The organism is Streptomyces paludis (assembly GCF_003344965.1).
GTDB classification, from domain to species: Bacteria; Actinomycetota; Actinomycetes; order Streptomycetales; family Streptomycetaceae; genus Streptomyces; species Streptomyces paludis.
This window is the reverse complement of the sequence record NZ_CP031194.1, coordinates 6,585,502-6,602,449: the sequence shown is the minus strand read 5'-3', so window position 1 is coordinate 6,602,449 and position 16,948 is coordinate 6,585,502. Positions and strand designations below refer to the sequence as shown.

At 73.6% G+C, this 16,948-nt stretch carries 15 protein-coding genes; 6 read left to right on the top strand and 9 right to left on the bottom strand.

What is annotated here, in order from left to right:
* Positions 1–9 precede the first annotated feature (9 nt).
* From DVK44_RS29200 to allB, 4 genes are all read right to left on the bottom strand, one after another.
* The gene (locus DVK44_RS29200; RefSeq protein ID WP_114663627.1) at positions 10–687 is read right to left on the bottom strand and encodes a response regulator transcription factor; all 678 of its coding nucleotides are present in this window, start codon (positions 685–687) and stop codon (positions 10–12) included.
* A complete protein-coding gene (locus DVK44_RS29195; RefSeq protein ID WP_114665514.1) occupies positions 684–1,910 on the bottom strand; it encodes a sensor histidine kinase in 1,227 nt (408 codons plus the stop codon). Before DVK44_RS29195 ends, DVK44_RS29200 begins: the two co-directional genes overlap by 4 nt.
* A gap of 138 nt (positions 1,911–2,048) precedes the next feature.
* Positions 2,049–3,200, bottom strand: a complete 1,152-nt coding sequence (alc, locus tag DVK44_RS29190) for an allantoicase (RefSeq protein ID WP_114665513.1) — start codon at positions 3,198–3,200, stop codon at positions 2,049–2,051.
* A 14-nt stretch (positions 3,201–3,214) separates the two neighbouring features.
* Complete coding sequence (gene allB, locus DVK44_RS29185) at positions 3,215–4,603, bottom strand: allantoinase AllB (RefSeq protein ID WP_114663626.1); 1,389 nt, start codon at positions 4,601–4,603, stop codon at positions 3,215–3,217.
* Positions 4,604–4,819: 216 nt separating this feature from the next.
* Here allB and DVK44_RS29180 point away from each other — a divergent pair, with 216 nt between their 5' ends.
* Entirely contained in the window at positions 4,820–5,614 is a 795-nt protein-coding gene (locus tag DVK44_RS29180) for an IclR family transcriptional regulator (protein ID WP_114663625.1), read from the top strand.
* Positions 5,615–5,643: 29 nt separating this feature from the next.
* Here DVK44_RS29180 and DVK44_RS29175 read toward each other — a convergent pair whose 3' ends face one another.
* Positions 5,644–5,964, bottom strand: a complete 321-nt coding sequence (locus DVK44_RS29175) for a DUF5955 family protein (RefSeq protein WP_114663624.1) — start codon at positions 5,962–5,964, stop codon at positions 5,644–5,646.
* A gap of 209 nt (positions 5,965–6,173) precedes the next feature.
* Here DVK44_RS29175 and DVK44_RS29170 point away from each other — a divergent pair, with 209 nt between their 5' ends.
* From DVK44_RS29170 to DVK44_RS29155, 4 genes are all read left to right on the top strand, one after another.
* Positions 6,174–6,842 (top strand): nucleotidyltransferase family protein, encoded by a 669-nt coding sequence (locus tag DVK44_RS29170; RefSeq protein WP_114663623.1) that lies wholly within the window; start codon positions 6,174–6,176, stop codon positions 6,840–6,842.
* 114 nt (positions 6,843–6,956) lie between these two features.
* On the top strand, positions 6,957–8,591 hold the full coding sequence (aceB, locus tag DVK44_RS29165) for a malate synthase A (RefSeq protein WP_114663622.1): 1,635 nt from the start codon (positions 6,957–6,959) through the stop codon (positions 8,589–8,591).
* A gap of 60 nt (positions 8,592–8,651) precedes the next feature.
* Positions 8,652–9,452, top strand: coding sequence for a MerR family transcriptional regulator (locus DVK44_RS29160; protein WP_114663621.1), 801 nt, complete (start codon positions 8,652–8,654; stop codon positions 9,450–9,452).
* Entirely contained in the window at positions 9,449–10,657 is a 1,209-nt protein-coding gene (locus tag DVK44_RS29155) for a glycosyltransferase (protein WP_114663620.1), read from the top strand. Before DVK44_RS29160 ends, DVK44_RS29155 begins: the two co-directional genes overlap by 4 nt.
* Positions 10,658–10,682: 25 nt before the next feature.
* Here DVK44_RS29155 and DVK44_RS29150 read toward each other — a convergent pair whose 3' ends face one another.
* Together DVK44_RS29150 and DVK44_RS29145 are read right to left on the bottom strand one after the other, a co-directional pair.
* On the bottom strand, positions 10,683–12,866 hold the full coding sequence (locus tag DVK44_RS29150) for a hypothetical protein (RefSeq protein WP_114663619.1): 2,184 nt from the start codon (positions 12,864–12,866) through the stop codon (positions 10,683–10,685).
* 46 nt (positions 12,867–12,912) lie between these two features.
* Positions 12,913–13,596 (bottom strand): helix-turn-helix domain-containing protein, encoded by a 684-nt coding sequence (locus tag DVK44_RS29145; RefSeq protein ID WP_114663618.1) that lies wholly within the window; start codon positions 13,594–13,596, stop codon positions 12,913–12,915.
* Between the two features lie 87 nt (positions 13,597–13,683).
* On the opposite strand from DVK44_RS29145, the gene DVK44_RS29140 reads away from it, so the two are divergent.
* Positions 13,684–14,532 (top strand): chitosanase, encoded by an 849-nt coding sequence (locus tag DVK44_RS29140; protein ID WP_114663617.1) that lies wholly within the window; start codon positions 13,684–13,686, stop codon positions 14,530–14,532.
* A 24-nt stretch (positions 14,533–14,556) separates the two neighbouring features.
* Here DVK44_RS29140 and DVK44_RS29135 read toward each other — a convergent pair whose 3' ends face one another.
* Entirely contained in the window at positions 14,557–15,963 is a 1,407-nt protein-coding gene (locus tag DVK44_RS29135; RefSeq protein WP_114663616.1) for an 8-oxoguanine deaminase, read from the bottom strand.
* Positions 15,964–16,023: 60 nt separating this feature from the next.
* Positions 16,024–16,941: a factor-independent urate hydroxylase gene (gene pucL, locus DVK44_RS29130; RefSeq protein WP_114663615.1), complete on the bottom strand. Its 918-nt coding sequence runs from the start codon at positions 16,939–16,941 to the stop codon at positions 16,024–16,026.
* Positions 16,942–16,948: the final 7 nt, after the last annotated feature.

Below are 16,948 nucleotides of genomic sequence, written 5' to 3'. Positions count from 1 at the left end.
CGGCCCCGCCTATTCGCCCGGCCTCTGATTCGCGTCATGCACCAACAAGGCGATCTGGACCCGGTTGTTGAGGCCGAGTTTGGCGAGGATCCGGGAGACATGCGCCTTGACCGTGGGGACGCTCATGTAGAGGCGCGCGGCGATCTCCGCGTTCGAGCTGCCCTCGCCGACCGCGTGCGCGACCTCCCGTTCCCGCTCGGCGAGCGCGGCGAGCCGCTCCGCGGCGGCGTCCCCGCGCCGCGCCGGCGCGGGCTCCGCCCCCGCCACATGGCCGATCAGCTGGCGCGTCACCGCGGGCGAGAGCACCGGATCGCCGGCCGCCACCCGCCGTACGGCCGCGACGATCTCGGCGGGCGGGGTGTCCTTGAGGACGAACCCGGCCGCCCCGGCGCGCAGCGCCCGCAGCACCTGCTCGTCGGCGTGGAAGGTGGTCAGTACGAGGACCTCGGGGGCGCCGGGACGGGCCCGCAGCGCCTCCGTCGCGGTCAGCCCGTCCACGGCGGGCATCCGGATGTCCATGAGCACCACATCGGGCGCGACCCGCTCGACCAGCGCCGGCACCTCGGATCCGTCGGCCGCCTCCCCCACGATCTCGATGTCCCCGGCGCCGCCGAGCATGAAGGTGAGCCCGGCGCGGACGAGCGCGTCGTCGTCGACGATGATCAGTCGGATGGTCCTGGAGGTCATGGGGTCCACGGTAGCCAGGCCCGTACGGCGAATCCGCCGTCCCCCGTCGGCCCGTGCTCGAACCGGCCGCCGGCCAGCGCCGCCCGTTCGGTGAGCCCGATGAGCCCCTGCCCGGATCCGGGCACCTCGGTGACCACGCCCGGGGGCGCGGCGTTGCGGACCTCGATGGTGAGGCCGTCGCCGGGACCGCCGCTCACCTCGACGGCCGCGCGGGCGCCGGGCGCGTGCTTGCGGGCGTTGGTCAGGCCCTCCTGGGCGACGCGGTAGGCGGTACGGCCGGTGGCGGCGGTCACGGCGGCCGGGTCGGCGATCCGGCTGTCGAGCGTGACGTCCATCCCGGCCTGCCGGACCTCGTCGACCAGCGCGTCCAGGGTGGCCAGCGTGGGCTGCGGCCGGTCGCCCTCGTCGCCGTCCGGCGCGCGCAGCACCCCGATGATCATGCGCAGGTCCTGGAGCGCCTCGTGCGCGCTGTCCCGGATGACCCCGGCCGCGCGGGCGACCTCGGGGGCCGGTGCGTCCGGCCGGAATTCGAGGGCGCCGGCGTGCACGCTGAGCAGTGTCAGCCGGTGCGCGAGTACGTCGTGCATCTCGCGGGCGATGGCCTCGCGGGCCAGGCGCTGCGCCTGTTCGGCGCGGAGCCCGGCCTCGGCCTCGGCCCGCAGCGCCCGTTCGCGCAGCGCGACGACGAGCTGGCGCCGGGCCCGTACGAGCATGCCCCAGCCGGTCGCGAGAAGGATCAGGACCACGGTCGCGACCAGGGCGGTGATCAGCGACTCGGAGGGATCGGGCCGGAAGAAGGCCACCACCACCCCGCACCCCGTCATCAGCGCGGCCACGGCGGCGACCGGCCGGTAGGCCCGGTGGACGGCCAGCCCGAAGAGGGCCACCAGCCCCGCTCCGCCCGTGGCCGGCGCCACCGCGTTCAGCAGCGCCAGCCCGACCGCGACCCCCATCGGCCAGCGGCGCCGCGCCCACAGCGCGCAGCAGGCGAGCAGGCCCACGACGACATCGAAGAACACGACGGCGTCCGTGTTGCCCGCGCGCTGGCCGGACTCGACGGTGACGAGCACGATCATGACGGCGAACAGGAACATCAGGCTGTCGGTCGTCCAGTCGCGCACGGTACGGCGGGGCCGGGCCCTGCCGCGGTCGCCGGGCAGCTCCGGGCCCCGGGGGCCGATCATCTCCGAGGGGAGCAGCCAGGGGTATTCCGTGCGTGTCATATCGACCAAGTTACGCAGGTGGGAGGCGGTGCGGGGGCTCCGTCCTCCGGGCCGCTACCAAAGTCGCGGCATCGCCGACTTCGGTCCCCGGAGAGGTCCCGAGGTCGGTCTCCGGCGGGCAACCGGAGACCCCCGTTCTCAGCCGCCCAGCTCGTGGTGGCGGGCCGCCAGCCGCTCCGCGCCCCGGTCGGTGAGGGAGCCGAAGAGCCGCAGCCGCGAGATCCCGCCGTCGGGGAAGATGTCGATCCGTACCTCCGACGCGACGACGGCGGCCGGCAGGACGAAACGGTGGTTGGTGTCGGGCTGGAGGGCCGTCCTGGGCAGGATCTCGGTCCAGGATCCGTCGTCGGCCCGTACCAGCAGGGTGGCCCAGCCCGCCGCGTTGCCCTTCAGATACGCGGTGTCGATCTCGACCGCGCGGATCTCGGACGTCTCCGCCAGCCGGTAGCGGATCCAGTCGTGGCCCAGGTCGCGGCGGCGGCGGGTCTCCCAGCCGTCGTCCATCCGGCCGGAGCGGCCCGGCCGGATGGTGTTGGCGGCGGGCGAGTAGAAGCGGTCGGAGGCGTCCTCGACCCGGCCGCCGTTCTCCAGGGCGACGAGGTCGAACGTACCGAGCGCGGCGAGCCACGCCGGGTCGGGCGCCACCTCCCCGTACACCCGCAGCCGAGCGATCCCGCCGTCCGGGTGCTGGTTGACCCGCAGATGCGTGAAGCGGCGCTCGGCGTCGACCGCGAAGCCGTTGGCGGCGTGGCCGCCGATGGCCGTACGGGGGACGAGCACCGTCCACTTCACCCCGTCGGCGAGGAGGTCCGCCGGGGACGGAGTGCCGGGCAGGGAGGTGGCCTCGACGGAGACGGCCCGCGGGTAGTTACCGCGGAAGTGCGCGGTGTCGACGACGATGCCCCGGATGACCCCGGGCGCGCCGAGCCGGACGAGCGCCCAGTCGTGGTCGTCGGCGGTGGGGTGGGGCCGCGCGGCGTCGGCGCCGCGTCGGCGGCGGGTCTCCCAGCCGTCCATGATCTTGCCCTTGTGGCCGAACCGCTCCGGTTCGAAGGCGGCGGGCTCCGGGTTGAGCAGATTCTCCCGCTCGGCGAAGAACTCGTCGTTGGCGGCCGTCACCCCGGCGCCGAGACGGCGGTCGGCGAGGTCGGTGAGGTGCGCGAAGGGGAAGTCGCCGATGCGGTAGTCGGCGTACGGGTCGCCTCCGGCGTAGGGGCGGGCGTCGCCGGTGAAGAGGGCAGCCGGGAGCCCGTCGTAAACGGAGTGAGCGGCGTGGGGGGCGTCGGGCACGGTCGGATCGTCCTTCACGGTCGGTGGTTCCTTTCGAGCAGACGGCCGGCCGGCGGGGCGAAGACCCCGTCCCGGACGACCGGGACACCGCGCAGCCAGGTCGACCGTACGACTCCGTACAGCTCCCGGCCCGCGTAGGCCGTCACCCGGTTGCGGTGCTGGAGCGCCGCCGGGTCCACGGTGAAGGACGCCTCGGGCGCGAGCACCGCGAAGTCCGCGTCGCGGCCGGCCTCGATGGCGCCCTTGCGGGTCAGTCCCGCGAGCGCGGCGGGGCCCGCCGACATCCAGCGGACGACGTCCTCCAGCGGCAGGCCGCGCCGGCGCGCCTCGGTCCAGACGGCCGGCAGGCCCAGCTGGAGGGAGGAGATACCGCCCCAGGCGGTGGCGAAGTCGGGCGTCTTGAGATCGGTGGTGCAGGGCGAGTGGTCGGAGACCACACAGTCGATCGTGCCGTCGGCGAGGCCCTGCCACAGCGCGTCCTGGTTGGCGGCCTCGCGGATCGGCGGGCAGCACTTGAACTCCGTCGCGCCGTCAGGGACTTCCTCGGCGGTGAGGGTGAGGAAGTGCGGACAGGACTCGGCGGTGATCCGGACGCCCTCGCGCCGTGCCCCGGCGATCAGCGGCAGGGCGTCGGACGACGACAGATGCAGCACGTGTACGCGCGCGTCCAGCCGTTTCGCCTGCGCGACGAGGGCGGCGATCGCCGCGTTCTCGGCGCCGCGCGGCCGGGACGCGAGGAAGTCGGCGTAGGCGGTCCCGCCCCGCTGTGGCGCGGCGCCGAGGGTGTCCGGGTCCTCGGCGTGCACGATCAGCAGTCCGCCGAAGCCGACGATCTCGGCGAGCGAGCGGCCCAGCCGCTCCTGGTCCAGCTCGGGGAACTCCTCGACGCCGGACGGGGAGAGGAAGCATTTGAAGCCGAAGACCCCGGCGTCGTACAGCGGGCGCAGGTCCTTGACGTTGTCCGGGACGGCGCCGCCCCAGAAGCCGACGTCGACATGGACCTGACCGCGCGCGACCCGCCGCTTGACGTCGAGGTGGGCGACGGTCGTGGTGGGCGGCAGCGAGTTGAGCGGCATGTCGAGCAGCGTGGTGATCCCGCCGGCCGCGGCGGCGCGGGTGGCGGTCCAGAAGCCCTCCCACTCGGTCCGGCCGGGGTCGTTGACGTGGACGTGGGTGTCGACGAGACCGGGCAGTACGGCGTCGTCCCCGACGTCCTCCAGCCGGGCACCGGGCGGCACATCGGCCTCGTACGGCAGGACGGCCGCGACCGTACCGCCGGAGACGGCGATGGCGGCGGGGCGCGTGCCGTCGGGGGTGAGGACGCGCGTCGAACGCAGGATCAGGCTCACATCGGACACGCGTGCCCCTTCCGGGCCCACGGTGCGGCCCCGGTCGACTTCCATGGACTTCCACCGCTTCAACGAACTTCAACGAACTGTTGAACGGGCTGTTCGAGGAGTCTTCACTCAGGTCCGCGACCCCGTCAAGGGCACCCGGGGCCGACACGCGCGGCCGGTAGGCTACGCGACGGCCGGTCACCGCCCCTGTCCCGCCCTGTCCCGCCCCGCCCTGCTCCGCCCGCCGCGCCGCCGCGCCGCCCAGCCGAAAGGACCGTTGCCGTGCCGTCGTACAGCGCCAGCGCCACCGACTCCGCCAGATCCGCCCCGGGCGGCGGCGTCCAGTCCCTGGAGCGCGCCTTCGACCTGCTGGAACGGATGGCGGACGCGGGCGGCGAGGTCGGGCTGAGCGAGCTGTCGGCCAGCAGCGGACTGCCGCTGCCCACCATCCACCGGCTGATGCGCACCCTGGTCGTCTGCGGGTACGTACGCCAGCAGGCCAACCGGCGGTACGCGCTCGGGCCGCGGCTGATCCGGCTCGGCGAGTCGGCGTCGCGGCTGCTGGGCACCTGGGCGAAGCCGTATCTGGCGCGGCTGGTCGAGGAGACCGGCGAGACGGCGAACATGGCGCTGCTCGACGGCGACGAGGTCGTCTATGTCGCGCAGGTCCCGTCCAAGCACTCGATGCGGATGTTCACCGAGGTCGGCCGGCGGGTGCTGCCGCACTCGACGGGGGTGGGCAAGGCGCTGCTCGCCCATACGCCGCCGGAGGAGGTGCGCGCGCTGCTCGCCCGGACAGGCATGCCGGCCGCCACCGAGAAGACGATCACGACGCCCGACGGCTTTCTGGCGGCGCTGGAGCTGGTGCGCGGGTCGGGATACGCGATCGACGACAACGAGCAGGAGATCGGTGTCCGCTGTCTGGCGGTCCCGGTCCCCGACTCCCCCACGGCCGCGGCGATCTCCATCTCGGGCCCGGCGGGGCGGGTGACGGAGGAGGCGACAGAGCGGATCGTGCCCGTGCTCCAGGAGGTGGCGCGGGAGCTGTCGGCGGCGCTGGCGAACACGACGGCCTGAGGCCCGGACCCGCGATTCCGCCGGCGCGGCTACCGGGACGGCGGCTGGTGCTCCCCGAAGAGGTCGACCGCGTTCCGTACGTTCATCAGCGGCTGAGCGAGCGCGCTGACGGAGCCGATCGAGCCCACGATCAGCAGCAGCGAGCGGCGCATCCTGGCGGTCTCCGGCGCACCGGCCGCCACCATCGCGGCGAGCGCCGCGAGTTCGTCCTCGGCGATCGCCCGGTCCCTGAACTCGTTCTGATACCCGGCCAGTTCACGCCGGAGCCGGGACACGGCGGTGCCCAGTTCCACGGTTCTCGGGTCCATGCCCTGTTCGGTCACCGACGTCTGCCCCACGCTCCGCAACACAGGTCTCCCCCTCGCCCTTCGCCCCGGACACGCCGTTGTGCCGGGGTACGACTCCGTGCAGATATAGCGATTCCCCCTTGGACGATGGTCAAGCGCCAAGGTTCGCGGGCAAGTTAACGCCATTCCGGTTGGCACGCGCCACTCCGCGTGCCCGGGCGGCAAGGCCGGGCGGCGGGGCGGGGTGGCACGGCGGGTGGTAAGCAGGGCGCATGAACGGCACTCCGGCGACGCCCGTGTCCCCCTCACCCTCCCCGCCCGTGGCCGGGCTGCTGCTGGCGGCGGGCGGTGGCCGCAGGCTGGGCGGACGCCCGAAGGCGCTTCTGACGTACCGGGGACGCCCGCTGGTCGAGCACGCGGCGCGGGTGCTGCGGGCGGGGGGCTGCGGCCCGGTGCATGTGGTGCTCGGGGCGGCGGCGGACGAGGTACGGGAGCGGGCCGCGCTGCCCGGCTGCGTCCTGGTCGACAATCCGCGCTGGCCGGAGGGCATGGGCGGCTCGCTCCGCGCGGGGCTGGACTCGCTGGCCGGTACGGGCGCGGGGGCGGCGCTCGTCCTCCTGGTCGACCAGCCGGGGATCGGCGCGGCGGCGGTGGCCCGGGTCGTGGCGGCGTACCGCGGCCCGTATTCGCTGGTATCGGCGGCGTACGGCGGCCGGCGCGGCCATCCGGTGCTGTTCGGCGCGGGGCACTGGGCCGGGATCGCGGCGGCGGCGGCCGGGGACCGGGGGGCGCGGGACTATCTGGGGGCGCGGGAGGCGGAGATCACCGCGGTGGAGTGCGGGGATGTCGCGGAGGCGTTCGACATCGACACGGCGGAGGATCTGTGGCGCCTGGAGCCGCCCTCGCCCCCTCCCCCGGCCTCCCCCACGACCTCTCCCTAGACCTCTCCCTCGCCCCTCCTTCGCCCCTCCCTCCCCTTCAACAAAGCATTGAACTTCCACCATGAGGAAACTACTATCCACGGGTCAGAAGTGTCCCTGAAGGAGTGACCGCTCATGTCCGCACCGGCGCCCACCCCGCTGGCCATCGTCGACGCCGAGCCCCTGCCCCGGCAGGACGAGGTACTCACCGAGGCCGCGCTCGCCTTCGTGGCGGAGCTGCACCGGCGGTTCACCCCCCGCCGTGACGAGCTGCTGGCCCGCCGCGCCGGGCGCCGCGCCGAGATCGCCCGTACCGGCGCGCTGGACTTCCTGCCGGAGACCGCCGCCGTACGGGACGACGACAGCTGGCGCGTGGCGCCCGCGCCCGCCGCGCTGAACGACCGCCGCGTCGAGATCACCGGCCCCACCGACCGCAAGATGACCGTCAACGCCCTCAACTCGGGCGCGCGGATCTGGCTGGCCGACTTCGAGGACGCCTCCGCCCCCACCTGGCAGAACGTGATCGGCGGCCAGCTCAGCCTGCGGGACGCCTACCACCGCCGTATCGACTTCACCGACCCGGACTCCGGCAAGTCGTACGCGCTCAAGGACGCGGACGCGCTGGCGACCGTCGTGATGCGCCCGCGCGGCTGGCATCTGGCGGAGCGCCATCTCCAGCTGGACGGCGAGCAGGTGCCGGGCGCGCTGGTCGACTTCGGGCTGTACTTCTTCCACAACGCCAAGAAGCTGATCGAGCTGGGCAAGGGCCCGTACTTCTATCTGCCGAAGACGGAATCGCATCTGGAGGCCCGCCTCTGGAACGATGTCTTCGTCTTCGCCCAGGAGTACGTGGGCATCCCGCACGGCACCGTCCGCGCGACGGTGCTGATCGAGACGATCACCGCCGCGTACGAGATGGACGAGATCCTCTACGAGCTGCGCGACCACGCGTCCGGGCTGAACGCGGGCCGCTGGGACTATCTCTTCTCGATCGTGAAGAACTTCCGTGACGGCGGCCCCAAGTTCGTCCTGCCGGACCGCAACGCGGTGACGATGACTGCCCCGTTCATGCGCGCCTACACCGAACTCCTCGTCCGCACCTGCCACAAGCGCGGCGCGCACGCGATCGGCGGCATGGCGGCCTTCATCCCGTCCCGGCACGACGCCGAGGCCAACCGGGTCGCCTTCGAGAAGGTCAAGGCTGACAAGGACCGCGAGGCCGCCGACGGCTTCGACGGCTCCTGGGTCGCCCACCCCGGCCTCGTACCGGTCGCGATGGCCTCCTTCGACGCGGTCCTCGGCGACCGCCCGCACCAGAAGGACCGCCTGCGCGAGGAGGTCTCCGTGGCCCCCGGCGACCTCACCGCCATCGACTCCCTCGACGCCCGCCCCACCTACGAGGGCCTGCGCAACGCCGTCCAGGTCGGCATCCGCTACATCGAGGCATGGCTGCGCGGTACGGGCGCCGTCGCGATCTTCAACCTGATGGAGGACGCGGCGACCGCCGAGATCTCCCGCTCCCAGATCTGGCAGTGGATCAACGCCGGCGTCGAGTTCGACGCCCCGGACGGCCACCGCGTACGCGCCACCGCCGCCCTCACCCGCGAACTCGCCACCGCCGAACTCGCCGCCCTGCGCACCACCCTGGGCGAGGAAGCCTTCGCCGCGGGCCGCTGGCAGCAGGCCCACGACCTCCTGCTGACCGTGGCCCTGGACGACACCTACGCCGACTTCCTGACCCTCCCGGCGTACGAACAGCTCCGCGGCTGACCGCCCTTGACCCTGACGTCACGTCAGGCCGGAGACTCGACGTGACGAGAGGTGGTTTCGATGAGCTACTCGGTCGGGCAGATCGCCGGCTTCACGGGTGTCACGGTGCGTACGCTGCATTTCTACGACCGGTCCGGGCTGCTGACGCCCGGCGAGCGCAGCCCGGCGGGCTACCGGCTGTACGGCGACGCGGATCTGGCCCGGCTGCGGAGGATCCTGTTCTACCGGGAGCTGGGATTCCCGCTGGAGGAGATCGAGGCCATCCTGGACGATCCGGGCGACAGCGTGCTGGACCGGCTGCGTGAGCGGTCCCGGCAGCTGACCGAGCAGGTCGCCCGGCTACAGAGGCTGATCACGATGGCCGAGAGCGCCATCGAGGTGCGGCAGGCCGGGGTGCGGCTGTCCCCGGAGGAGCGGGTCGAGGTCTTCGGGGACATCGAGGCCGACCTCAGTTACGCCACGGACACCGACCTCAAGTGGGGGCATCTGGAGGGCCAGCGACGGTCGATGGCGCGGGCCGCCGCGCACACCAAGGAGGACTGGCGGCAGCTGATGGCCGAGTCCGCCGCGTGGCGGCGACGGCTGATCGCGGCCTTCGACGAGCGAGAACCCGCCGACGGCGAGCGGTCCCGGGCACTCGCCGAGGAGCACCGGCAGCACATCGGCCGGTGGTTCACCCCCTGCTCGCCCGAGACGCACCGCCGGATCGCCGACGACTACGTCGAGGACCCCCGTGCCTTCGCGCTGGTCGTACCGGCGGCCGAGCAGCGCCCGGGGCTGGCCGGGTTTCTCCGTGCCGCCGCGCACGCCAACGCCACGCACTCCAACGCCGCGCGCCCCCGGCTCCGGGACGCGTCATGAGGATCCTGATCATGGCCGCGGGATCCTACGGCGATGTCGCGCCGTACACCGGTCTCGGCGTACGGCTGCGGGACGCCGGGCACGAGGTGGCGCTCGCCGCGCCCGAGACGTTCGCCGCCCTGGTCACCGGGTGCGGCCTGGACTTCCGCCCGCTGCCCGCCGATCCGCGCACCCGGTCCGCCGGGGGCGGCGGGTCCCTGATGGGCCGGGCCGCCGCGTTCGTCCAGCAGCTCGCGCGCGGGGTCGCCGAAGCGGCCGCGCCGGGTGCGGACCTCCTGCTGCTCTCGACCACCACCGACCCGCTGGGCCTGCATGTCGCCGAGGCGCTGGCGATCCCGAGCCTGGGCGTCTATCTGCAGCCCGTGGCACCCACGCGCGCGTTCCCACCGGTCGTCGGCGCCCGGCGGTCGCTCGGCGGCCGGGGGAACCGGGCCGCCGGGAAGCTCGGTCTCCGGGTGGTGGACCGGCTGCACGCCGACGCGGTACGGCAGTTGCGGGCCCGCCTGGACCTGCCCGCCCTCGGCCCGCGCGCGGCCCGCCGCCGCCAGGAGGCCGCCGGCCGGCGGATCCTGCACGGCTTCAGCCCGACCGTGGTCCCGCGCCCCGCGGACTGGCGTGCCGGGCTGGACGTGGTCGGCAACTGGTGGCCCCACGTCCCCGCGGACCGCACCCTCCCCGTAGAGCTGGAGGACTTCCTGCGGGCCGGGCCGCCGCCGGTGTTCCTCGGCTTCGGCAGTATGGCCGGCTCCGCCGGTGAGCGGATCAGCGAACTGGCCGCCGAGGCGCTGCGGCTGGCGGGCGTACGGGGCGTGGTGCAGGCCGGCTGGGCGGAGCTGTCGGTCTCCGGCGCGGACCTGCTGACCATCGGGGAGGTGCCGCACGCGCTGCTCTTCCCGCGTACGGCGGCGGTCGTGCACCACGCGGGGGCCGGCACGGCCGCCGCCGGTCTGCGGTCCGGGGTGCCCGCGGTCCCCGTACCGGTCACGGCCGATCAGCCGTTCTGGGCCCGCCGCCTCACAGAGCTGGGCGCGGCCACCGCCCCGATCCCCTTCCGCGAACTGACCGCCGAACGGCTCGCCGACGCGATCCGGCGCGTCCTGGCCGACCCGTCCTGCCGGCGGCGGGCTGCCGAGGTCGCCGCGCTGCTCGCGGCGGAGGACGGCGCGGCGCGGGTGATCGAGGCGGTATCGGCCCACGCCCGCTGAGCGGGAGCGGCGGCGGAACGCCGCCTCAGGCGGTCCTGGTGCGCAGGAGGGCCCGCGCCGTCTCGCGGAAGCGGGTGTCGGCGTGGGCCGGGCGGGGTTCCGAGGCGGTGATCAGGACGCGGCGGTCGCGGGTGGCGAGGGCGGTGAGGCGGTGGAGTTCGGCCGGGGTGAGGGCGTCGGCGCCCAGGGCGGTCAGGGCCTCCAGGGCGCCCATGGGGTCGGCGTCGGTCTCGGCCGAGGTCAGGAGCGCGTCGGCCAGGCCGGGGTGGTGCCCGTCCTCGGGCGGGGTCGTGGCCAGAAGGGCCAGGGCCATGGCAGGGGCCAGGTCGGGGCGGGAGAGGCCGCGTGCCAGCAGGGGGCGCAGTGACGCGGCGGCCGGGCCGAGGAGGGCGGCGGCGCGGGCCGCGTGGACGGCCGGCCAGCGGATCCACTCGTCGTCGACGCGTTCCAGGACGCTCGCGATGACCGGCAGCGCCTCGGCCGGGTCGCCGGTGAGGCGGTGGAGTGCCAGGGATATGGCGAGGTCGGCCTCCATCCGGGGATGGGTGGTGCGGTCCTCCGCCGTGCCCAGAGCAGCCCGCAGACGCGGCAGCGGTACGGCGGCGGACTCGCCCCCGGCCCGGCCCAGCGCCTCGGTGGCCTCCGCCGCCTGCCGGACGCGGTAGGTGTCGCCGGAGGCGAGGCCGGCCGTGATGGCCGCGAGCAGCGGGCCGGGGGCGCCGGTGAGGCCGAAGAGCGCGCGGGCCGCGGGGAGCCGGGCCTCCTCGGGGCCGTCGACGGCGGTCCCGGTCAGCGGGCCCACCGCCCACACGGGGCTGAGGGCCGCCAGCGCGGGGGCCACCGAGAGGGCGAACCTGTCGAGATACGGCGCCAGTTCGGGCGCCGCCGCCGCGGCCCGCTCGCCCCAGGGGGTGAGCAGGAGCGCGAGGTGGATCGGCTCGTTGCCGTCGAGATCCGGCGTGGTCAGCCGGGCGCGTACGGCCGCCAGGAGGTCTTCGTCGAACGGAGGCGGGGCCGGGGCCGATGTCCGGCCGCCGGGAGATCCGGCCGCCGCGCCGAGGGCGTGCGGGCGCTCCCCCAAGTCCCGGGCGAGCAGCGGCGCGGCCTGTGCGGGAGCGAGTCCGGTCAGGGCCTTGAGGGCGAGATCCGCCAACACGCCTTCGTGGGAGGTGAGCGCGACCAGTTCGGGCACGGCCGGGCCGGCGAGCGGGCCGAGTTTGTCGAGGACACCCAGCGCCGACCGCGCCGAGGCCCGGTCCGCCAGCAGCGCGATCACCGCGTCCGCGAGCCGCGCCGGGGCGGCCCGCGAGATCAGGCACGCCTGCTCGGCCGCCCACAGCGCCTCCGCGCGCGTCTCGGTGTCCGTCATCCTCAGCGCGGCGTCGAGCAGGGCGAGGGCCGCCTCGCGGTCGGCGGGCGTATCGCGGCGCAGCAGGGCGTCGGTGACGCACTGGAGCGGTTCCCTGCGCTCCATGTCGAGCCGGCCGGCGACCAGCCGGTCGGCGGGGAGCACCGCCAGGACCGTGTCGTGGTGCGCGCCGGTCCACGGGAGGCCGAGGTCGAGGCAGCCGAGGGCCGCGGCGATCCGCAGCTCGGCGGGCTCCTCGCCGTCGAGCGACGCCGTCGCGAGCGTCCGCGCGGTCTCCGCCGCGGCCTCGTCCGCGTCGGCCAGCCGCACCAGCCCGGCCAGCAGCTCCGCCCGTACGAGCGGCTCCTTCTCCCGTGGCCAGCGGCCGGCCAGCGCGGGGAAGACCGCCCCCGCCGCGCCCGTGCACGCCGCCGCCCAGGCCGCCGCCTGCCGTACCTCCGGGTCGTCGGACTCGATCAGCGGCAGAATCAGCGGGAGTTGTGCCACGGCCGCCGCCTGGCAGTCGCCGGGGGGCGTCCCGTCGTACACACCGTCGCCCTCGGCTATGCCGCCGACGAAGACGATCAGCTCGGCGGTGCGGACACCGGCCGCGGCCAGCCCGGCGAGATACGGCACGGCGCACGCCGACGCGCTGTACACCGACCCCTGGTGGAGGATGCTGCCGTACAGCTCGCCGAGGGCCTCCTCCGCCTCCTCCTCGTCCTCGCCCGCCGCCGCCCGCAGCAGGTCCGGCACATCGTCGGCCTCGCCGTACGCGTGCTCCAGCTCGGACCACGGGTGGTCGTCCAGGTCTTCGAGGACGCGGGCAAGGGACTGGCGGTCACTCTGTGTGAGATCCATGTCCCGGATACTGCCATGAGGGTCTGACAACGCCCCTCGCGCGGCTTCACTGCCCGGCGGGGCGCGCGCGGGCGTGCATCCGTTCGCCCTGCGGTCCGAACAGGCTGAGGACTTCGACCGCTTCCGGTCCGGCACTGGTCCACGCGTGCGGGGTACGGGTGTCGAACTCGACCACCTCGCCCGGGGTGAGGATCAGATCGTGCTCGCCGAGGAACAGCCGCAGCCGGCCGGCGAGTACGTACATCCACTCGTATCCCTCGTGCACCTTCTGCTCCGGCTCGCTCTGGAGCTGCCGCCCGGCGGGGATGATCAGTTTGTACGCCTGTACGCCGCCGAGGTGGCGGGTCAGCGGCAGGAAGGTCATGCCGTGCCGGGTGAAGGGGCGGAAGTGGACCCGGGGGTCGCCGGTGCGCGGCGCGTTCACCAGCTCGTCCAGCTGCACTCCGTACGCCTTGGCCAGCGGCAGCAGCAGTTCCAGCGTGGGTTTGCGCTGTCCGGACTCCAGCCGCGAGAGCGTGCTGAGGGAGATCCCGGTCACCTCGCTGAGCCGGCTCAGGGTCGTGCCGCGGTCCCGTCGGATGGCTCGCAGCCGCGGGCCGACCCCGGTCAGTACGGTCGTGAAGCCGGCGTCGTCCGGCTCCGGATGATCGGCCGCGCCCGTTCCCCCGCCTACGCCCCTGCCCGCGCCCGCACTCGTTCCCGCGCCCGTGCCTGTTCTCTTGTCCGCCATCCCTCCATTGCCGTATCGGCAACACCGTTTGTCAAGCGAGGGTCTGTCCACAGGCCGGCCCGGGCCGCCACCGCCTCGCGTAATGTCATGTCAGGCCGGTGCATACCACGGGGAAAGGGCCGATACGTGATCCACGCGCTCCGCCGACTGCTGCTGTTCCTGCTGCCGCCGGTGCTCGCCCTCACCGCGGGCTGCACGTCCTCGGCTTCGGGGGCCGGGTCCGCCGGGCTGGACGATCCCGCGAAGAAGGACATCGCCATGCGGCTGGTCTCCAGCGCGGAGAACTCGTCGCTGGACTGGCGGGCCCAGTACGGCTACATCGAGGACATCGGCGACGGCCGCGGCTACACCGCCGGCATCATCGGCTTCTGCACCGGCTGCGGCGATCTGCTGCATGTCGTCGAGCGCTACACCAAGGCCCGGCCGGACAACGAGCTGGCGCGTTTCCTGCCCGCCCTGCGGGCCGTCAAGGGCAGCGACTCCCACCAGGGGCTCGGCAGCGCCTTCACCTCCGCGTGGCGGAAGGCGGCCGAGGACAAGGCGCTGCGCGCGGCGCAGGACGCGGAGCGCGACCGTATCTACTTCACCCCGGCGGTCTCCCGGGCGAAGGCCGACGGGCTCGGCGCGCTGGGGCAGTTCATCTACTACGACGCCTATGTGATGCACGGTTACGGCGACGCGCGGGGCTCGATCGGCTTCCGTACGATCCGCGAGAACGCCCTGCGCGAGGCCAAGTCGCCCGAGCGGGGCGGCGACGAGAGCGCGTATCTCGACGCGTTCCTCGACGCGCGCGTGGCCGCGATGCGCCGCGAGCCGTCCCACAGGAACACCAGCCGGGTCGACACCCAGCAGCGGGTCTTCCTCGACCGGGGCAATCTGGACCTCGATCCGCCGCTCGACTGGAAGACGTACGGCGACTCGTACCACATAGGCTGAGCCCCGCCCGGTCCGGCCGGAGCCCTACGGACGGCCGTCCGCCGTGATCCGTGCCAGCCGCCGTGCCTCGCTCCGGGTCGCCCGGGCGAGGGCGTCCTCGTCCACCGTCGTCAGCCTGCCCTCCTCGACCACCGTCCTGCCGTTGACCAGGGAGAGCGTGATGGGCGCCGCGGCCCCCAGGACCAGCGCGGCGACCGGGTCGGCGATGGACGCGTGGGCCAGGGTGTCCATTTTCCAGAGCACCAGGTCGGCGAGCTTCCCGGCCTCGATCGAACCGATCCGGTCGGCCCTGCCGAGCACCTGGGCACCGCCGTACGTACCGAGGCGCAGCGCCTGGCGTACGGTCAGGGCCGTCTCCCGGTGTGTGCCGAGGCGGTTGACCAGCAGCGCGTTGCGCAGTTCGGTATGCAGCTCGCCCGACTCGTTGGAGGCGGTGCCGTCCACGCCGAGGCCGACCGGGATGCCCGCCGCCAGCATGTCCGGGACGCGCGCGATCCCGGCCGCCAGGCGGGCGTTGGAGGACGGGCAGTGGGCGACGCCGGTGCCTGTACGGCCGAAGGCGGCGAGGTCGGAGTCGTTCATGTGGACGCAGTGGGCCATCCACACATCGGAGCCGAGCCAGCCGGTGGACTCGAAGTAGTCGGTGGGGCCCATGCCGAACAGCTCCTTGCAGAACTGTTCCTCCTCCACCGTCTCGCTGCCGTGCGTGTGCAGCCGCACTCCCCTGCGCCGGGCCAGCTCCGCGCCCTGACGCATCAGTTCGGTGGAGACGGAGAACGGTGAGCACGGCGCGACGGCGATCTGGGTCATCGCGTCGGGCGAGGCGTCGTGGTGGGTGTCGATGGTCTCCTCGGTGGCGGCCAGCGCGCCGTCGAGCGACTCGACCGCGAAGTCCGGCGGCAGCCCGCCGTCCGACGCGCCGCGGTCCATGGACCCGCGGGCCAGGGTGAACCGTACGCCCGTCTCCGCCGCCGCCCCGATGATCGCGCCCGACAGATCGCCCGTGCCGCGCGGATAGACGTAGTGGTGGTCCATGGCGGTGGTGACACCGCCGCGGGCCATCATCGCGAGCGAGCCGCCGGCCGCCGCCCGGACCATGGGCTCGTCGATCCGCGCCCAGGTCGGATAGAGCGCGACGAGCCAGTCGAAGAGATGGTGGTCGGTGGCGAGTCCGCGGGTGATCCACTGGTAGAAGTGGTGGTGCGTGTTGACCAGTCCGGGGGTCACGAGATGGCCGGTGCCGTCGATCCGGCGGACCACGTTCTCCAGTCCGGCCGGGGCGGGGCCCGCGCCGACGGACTCGATCAGCCGGTCCGCGACGACGACATGGCCCGAGGCGTACTCGGTGTCGCGCGCGTCGACCGTGGCTATGGCGCAGTTCTCTATGACGATGCGGGCGGGAGGTCGCGCGGGGGTGCGCGGAGCCGTCATGGCGGTCTTCCTCTTTTTCTTCGCGGTCAGATTTTTCTTCGCGGTCGGACGGTCGGACGGTCAGAGCGTGGTCGTGTCGACCGGGATACGCGCGTCGGCCCCGTCCCGCAGCACGGTGGCCTCGATCAGTCCGTACGGGCGGTCGGCCGCGAAGTAGACGGCTCCGTCGGCGACGTCGTTCGTCAGCCCGAAGGGCTCCAGATCGACGAGGAAGTGGTGCTTGTTGGGCAGCGAGAAGCGGATCTCCTCGATCTCGTCGCGGTGCTCGACGACCCGCGTGCCCATCGCGTACAGGGTCTGCTGGAGCGAGCGGGAGTAGGTGCCGGCGAAGGCCGCGAGTATGTGGCGCCGGGTCTCCTCGTACGACCGGTTCCAGTCCGGCGCGGGGGCGGAGGCAGCGGCGGCGGACCCGTCGGCGGCGGCGCCGTCCCAGCCGTAGCGCCACCTGGCCGACACATCGGTGGCCAGTATCCGGTCGTACGCCTCCTGGAGCGTGGTGTACCGGTCCTTGGCGTATCCCCAGAACTCGGAGTTCGTGGAGTTCAGTACGGTCAGGTCCTTGAGCCCGGCGACGACCTGCCACCGCGCGCCGTCGTAGGTGATCTCGGCGACGCGCGTCTCCTGGCCCTTGCGGGCGAAGGAGTGGCCGGCCAGCCGCTCCCAGGCGTACTCCTCGATCCGGACACGGGCCCGGTGGATCGACTCCTGGCTGGCCACGAAGTGCCGGGCCAGCTCGATGCCGAAGTGCTCGGCCGACTCCACGCCGCGCTCCTTGGCGAACGCGTACACCGTGTTCTTGGTGGTGTCGGTCGGCAGGACGTTGGCGTTGTCGCCGGAGTAGTGGACGGCGTCCATGTCGCCCGAGAGCGCGACGGAGACACTGAGGTCCTTGAGGTGGTGGGTGTCGCCGTCCCGGACGACCTTGACGACACGCGTCTCCGCCTTGCCGTACTGGTTCTGACCAAGAATCGTGGGCATGTCGGTG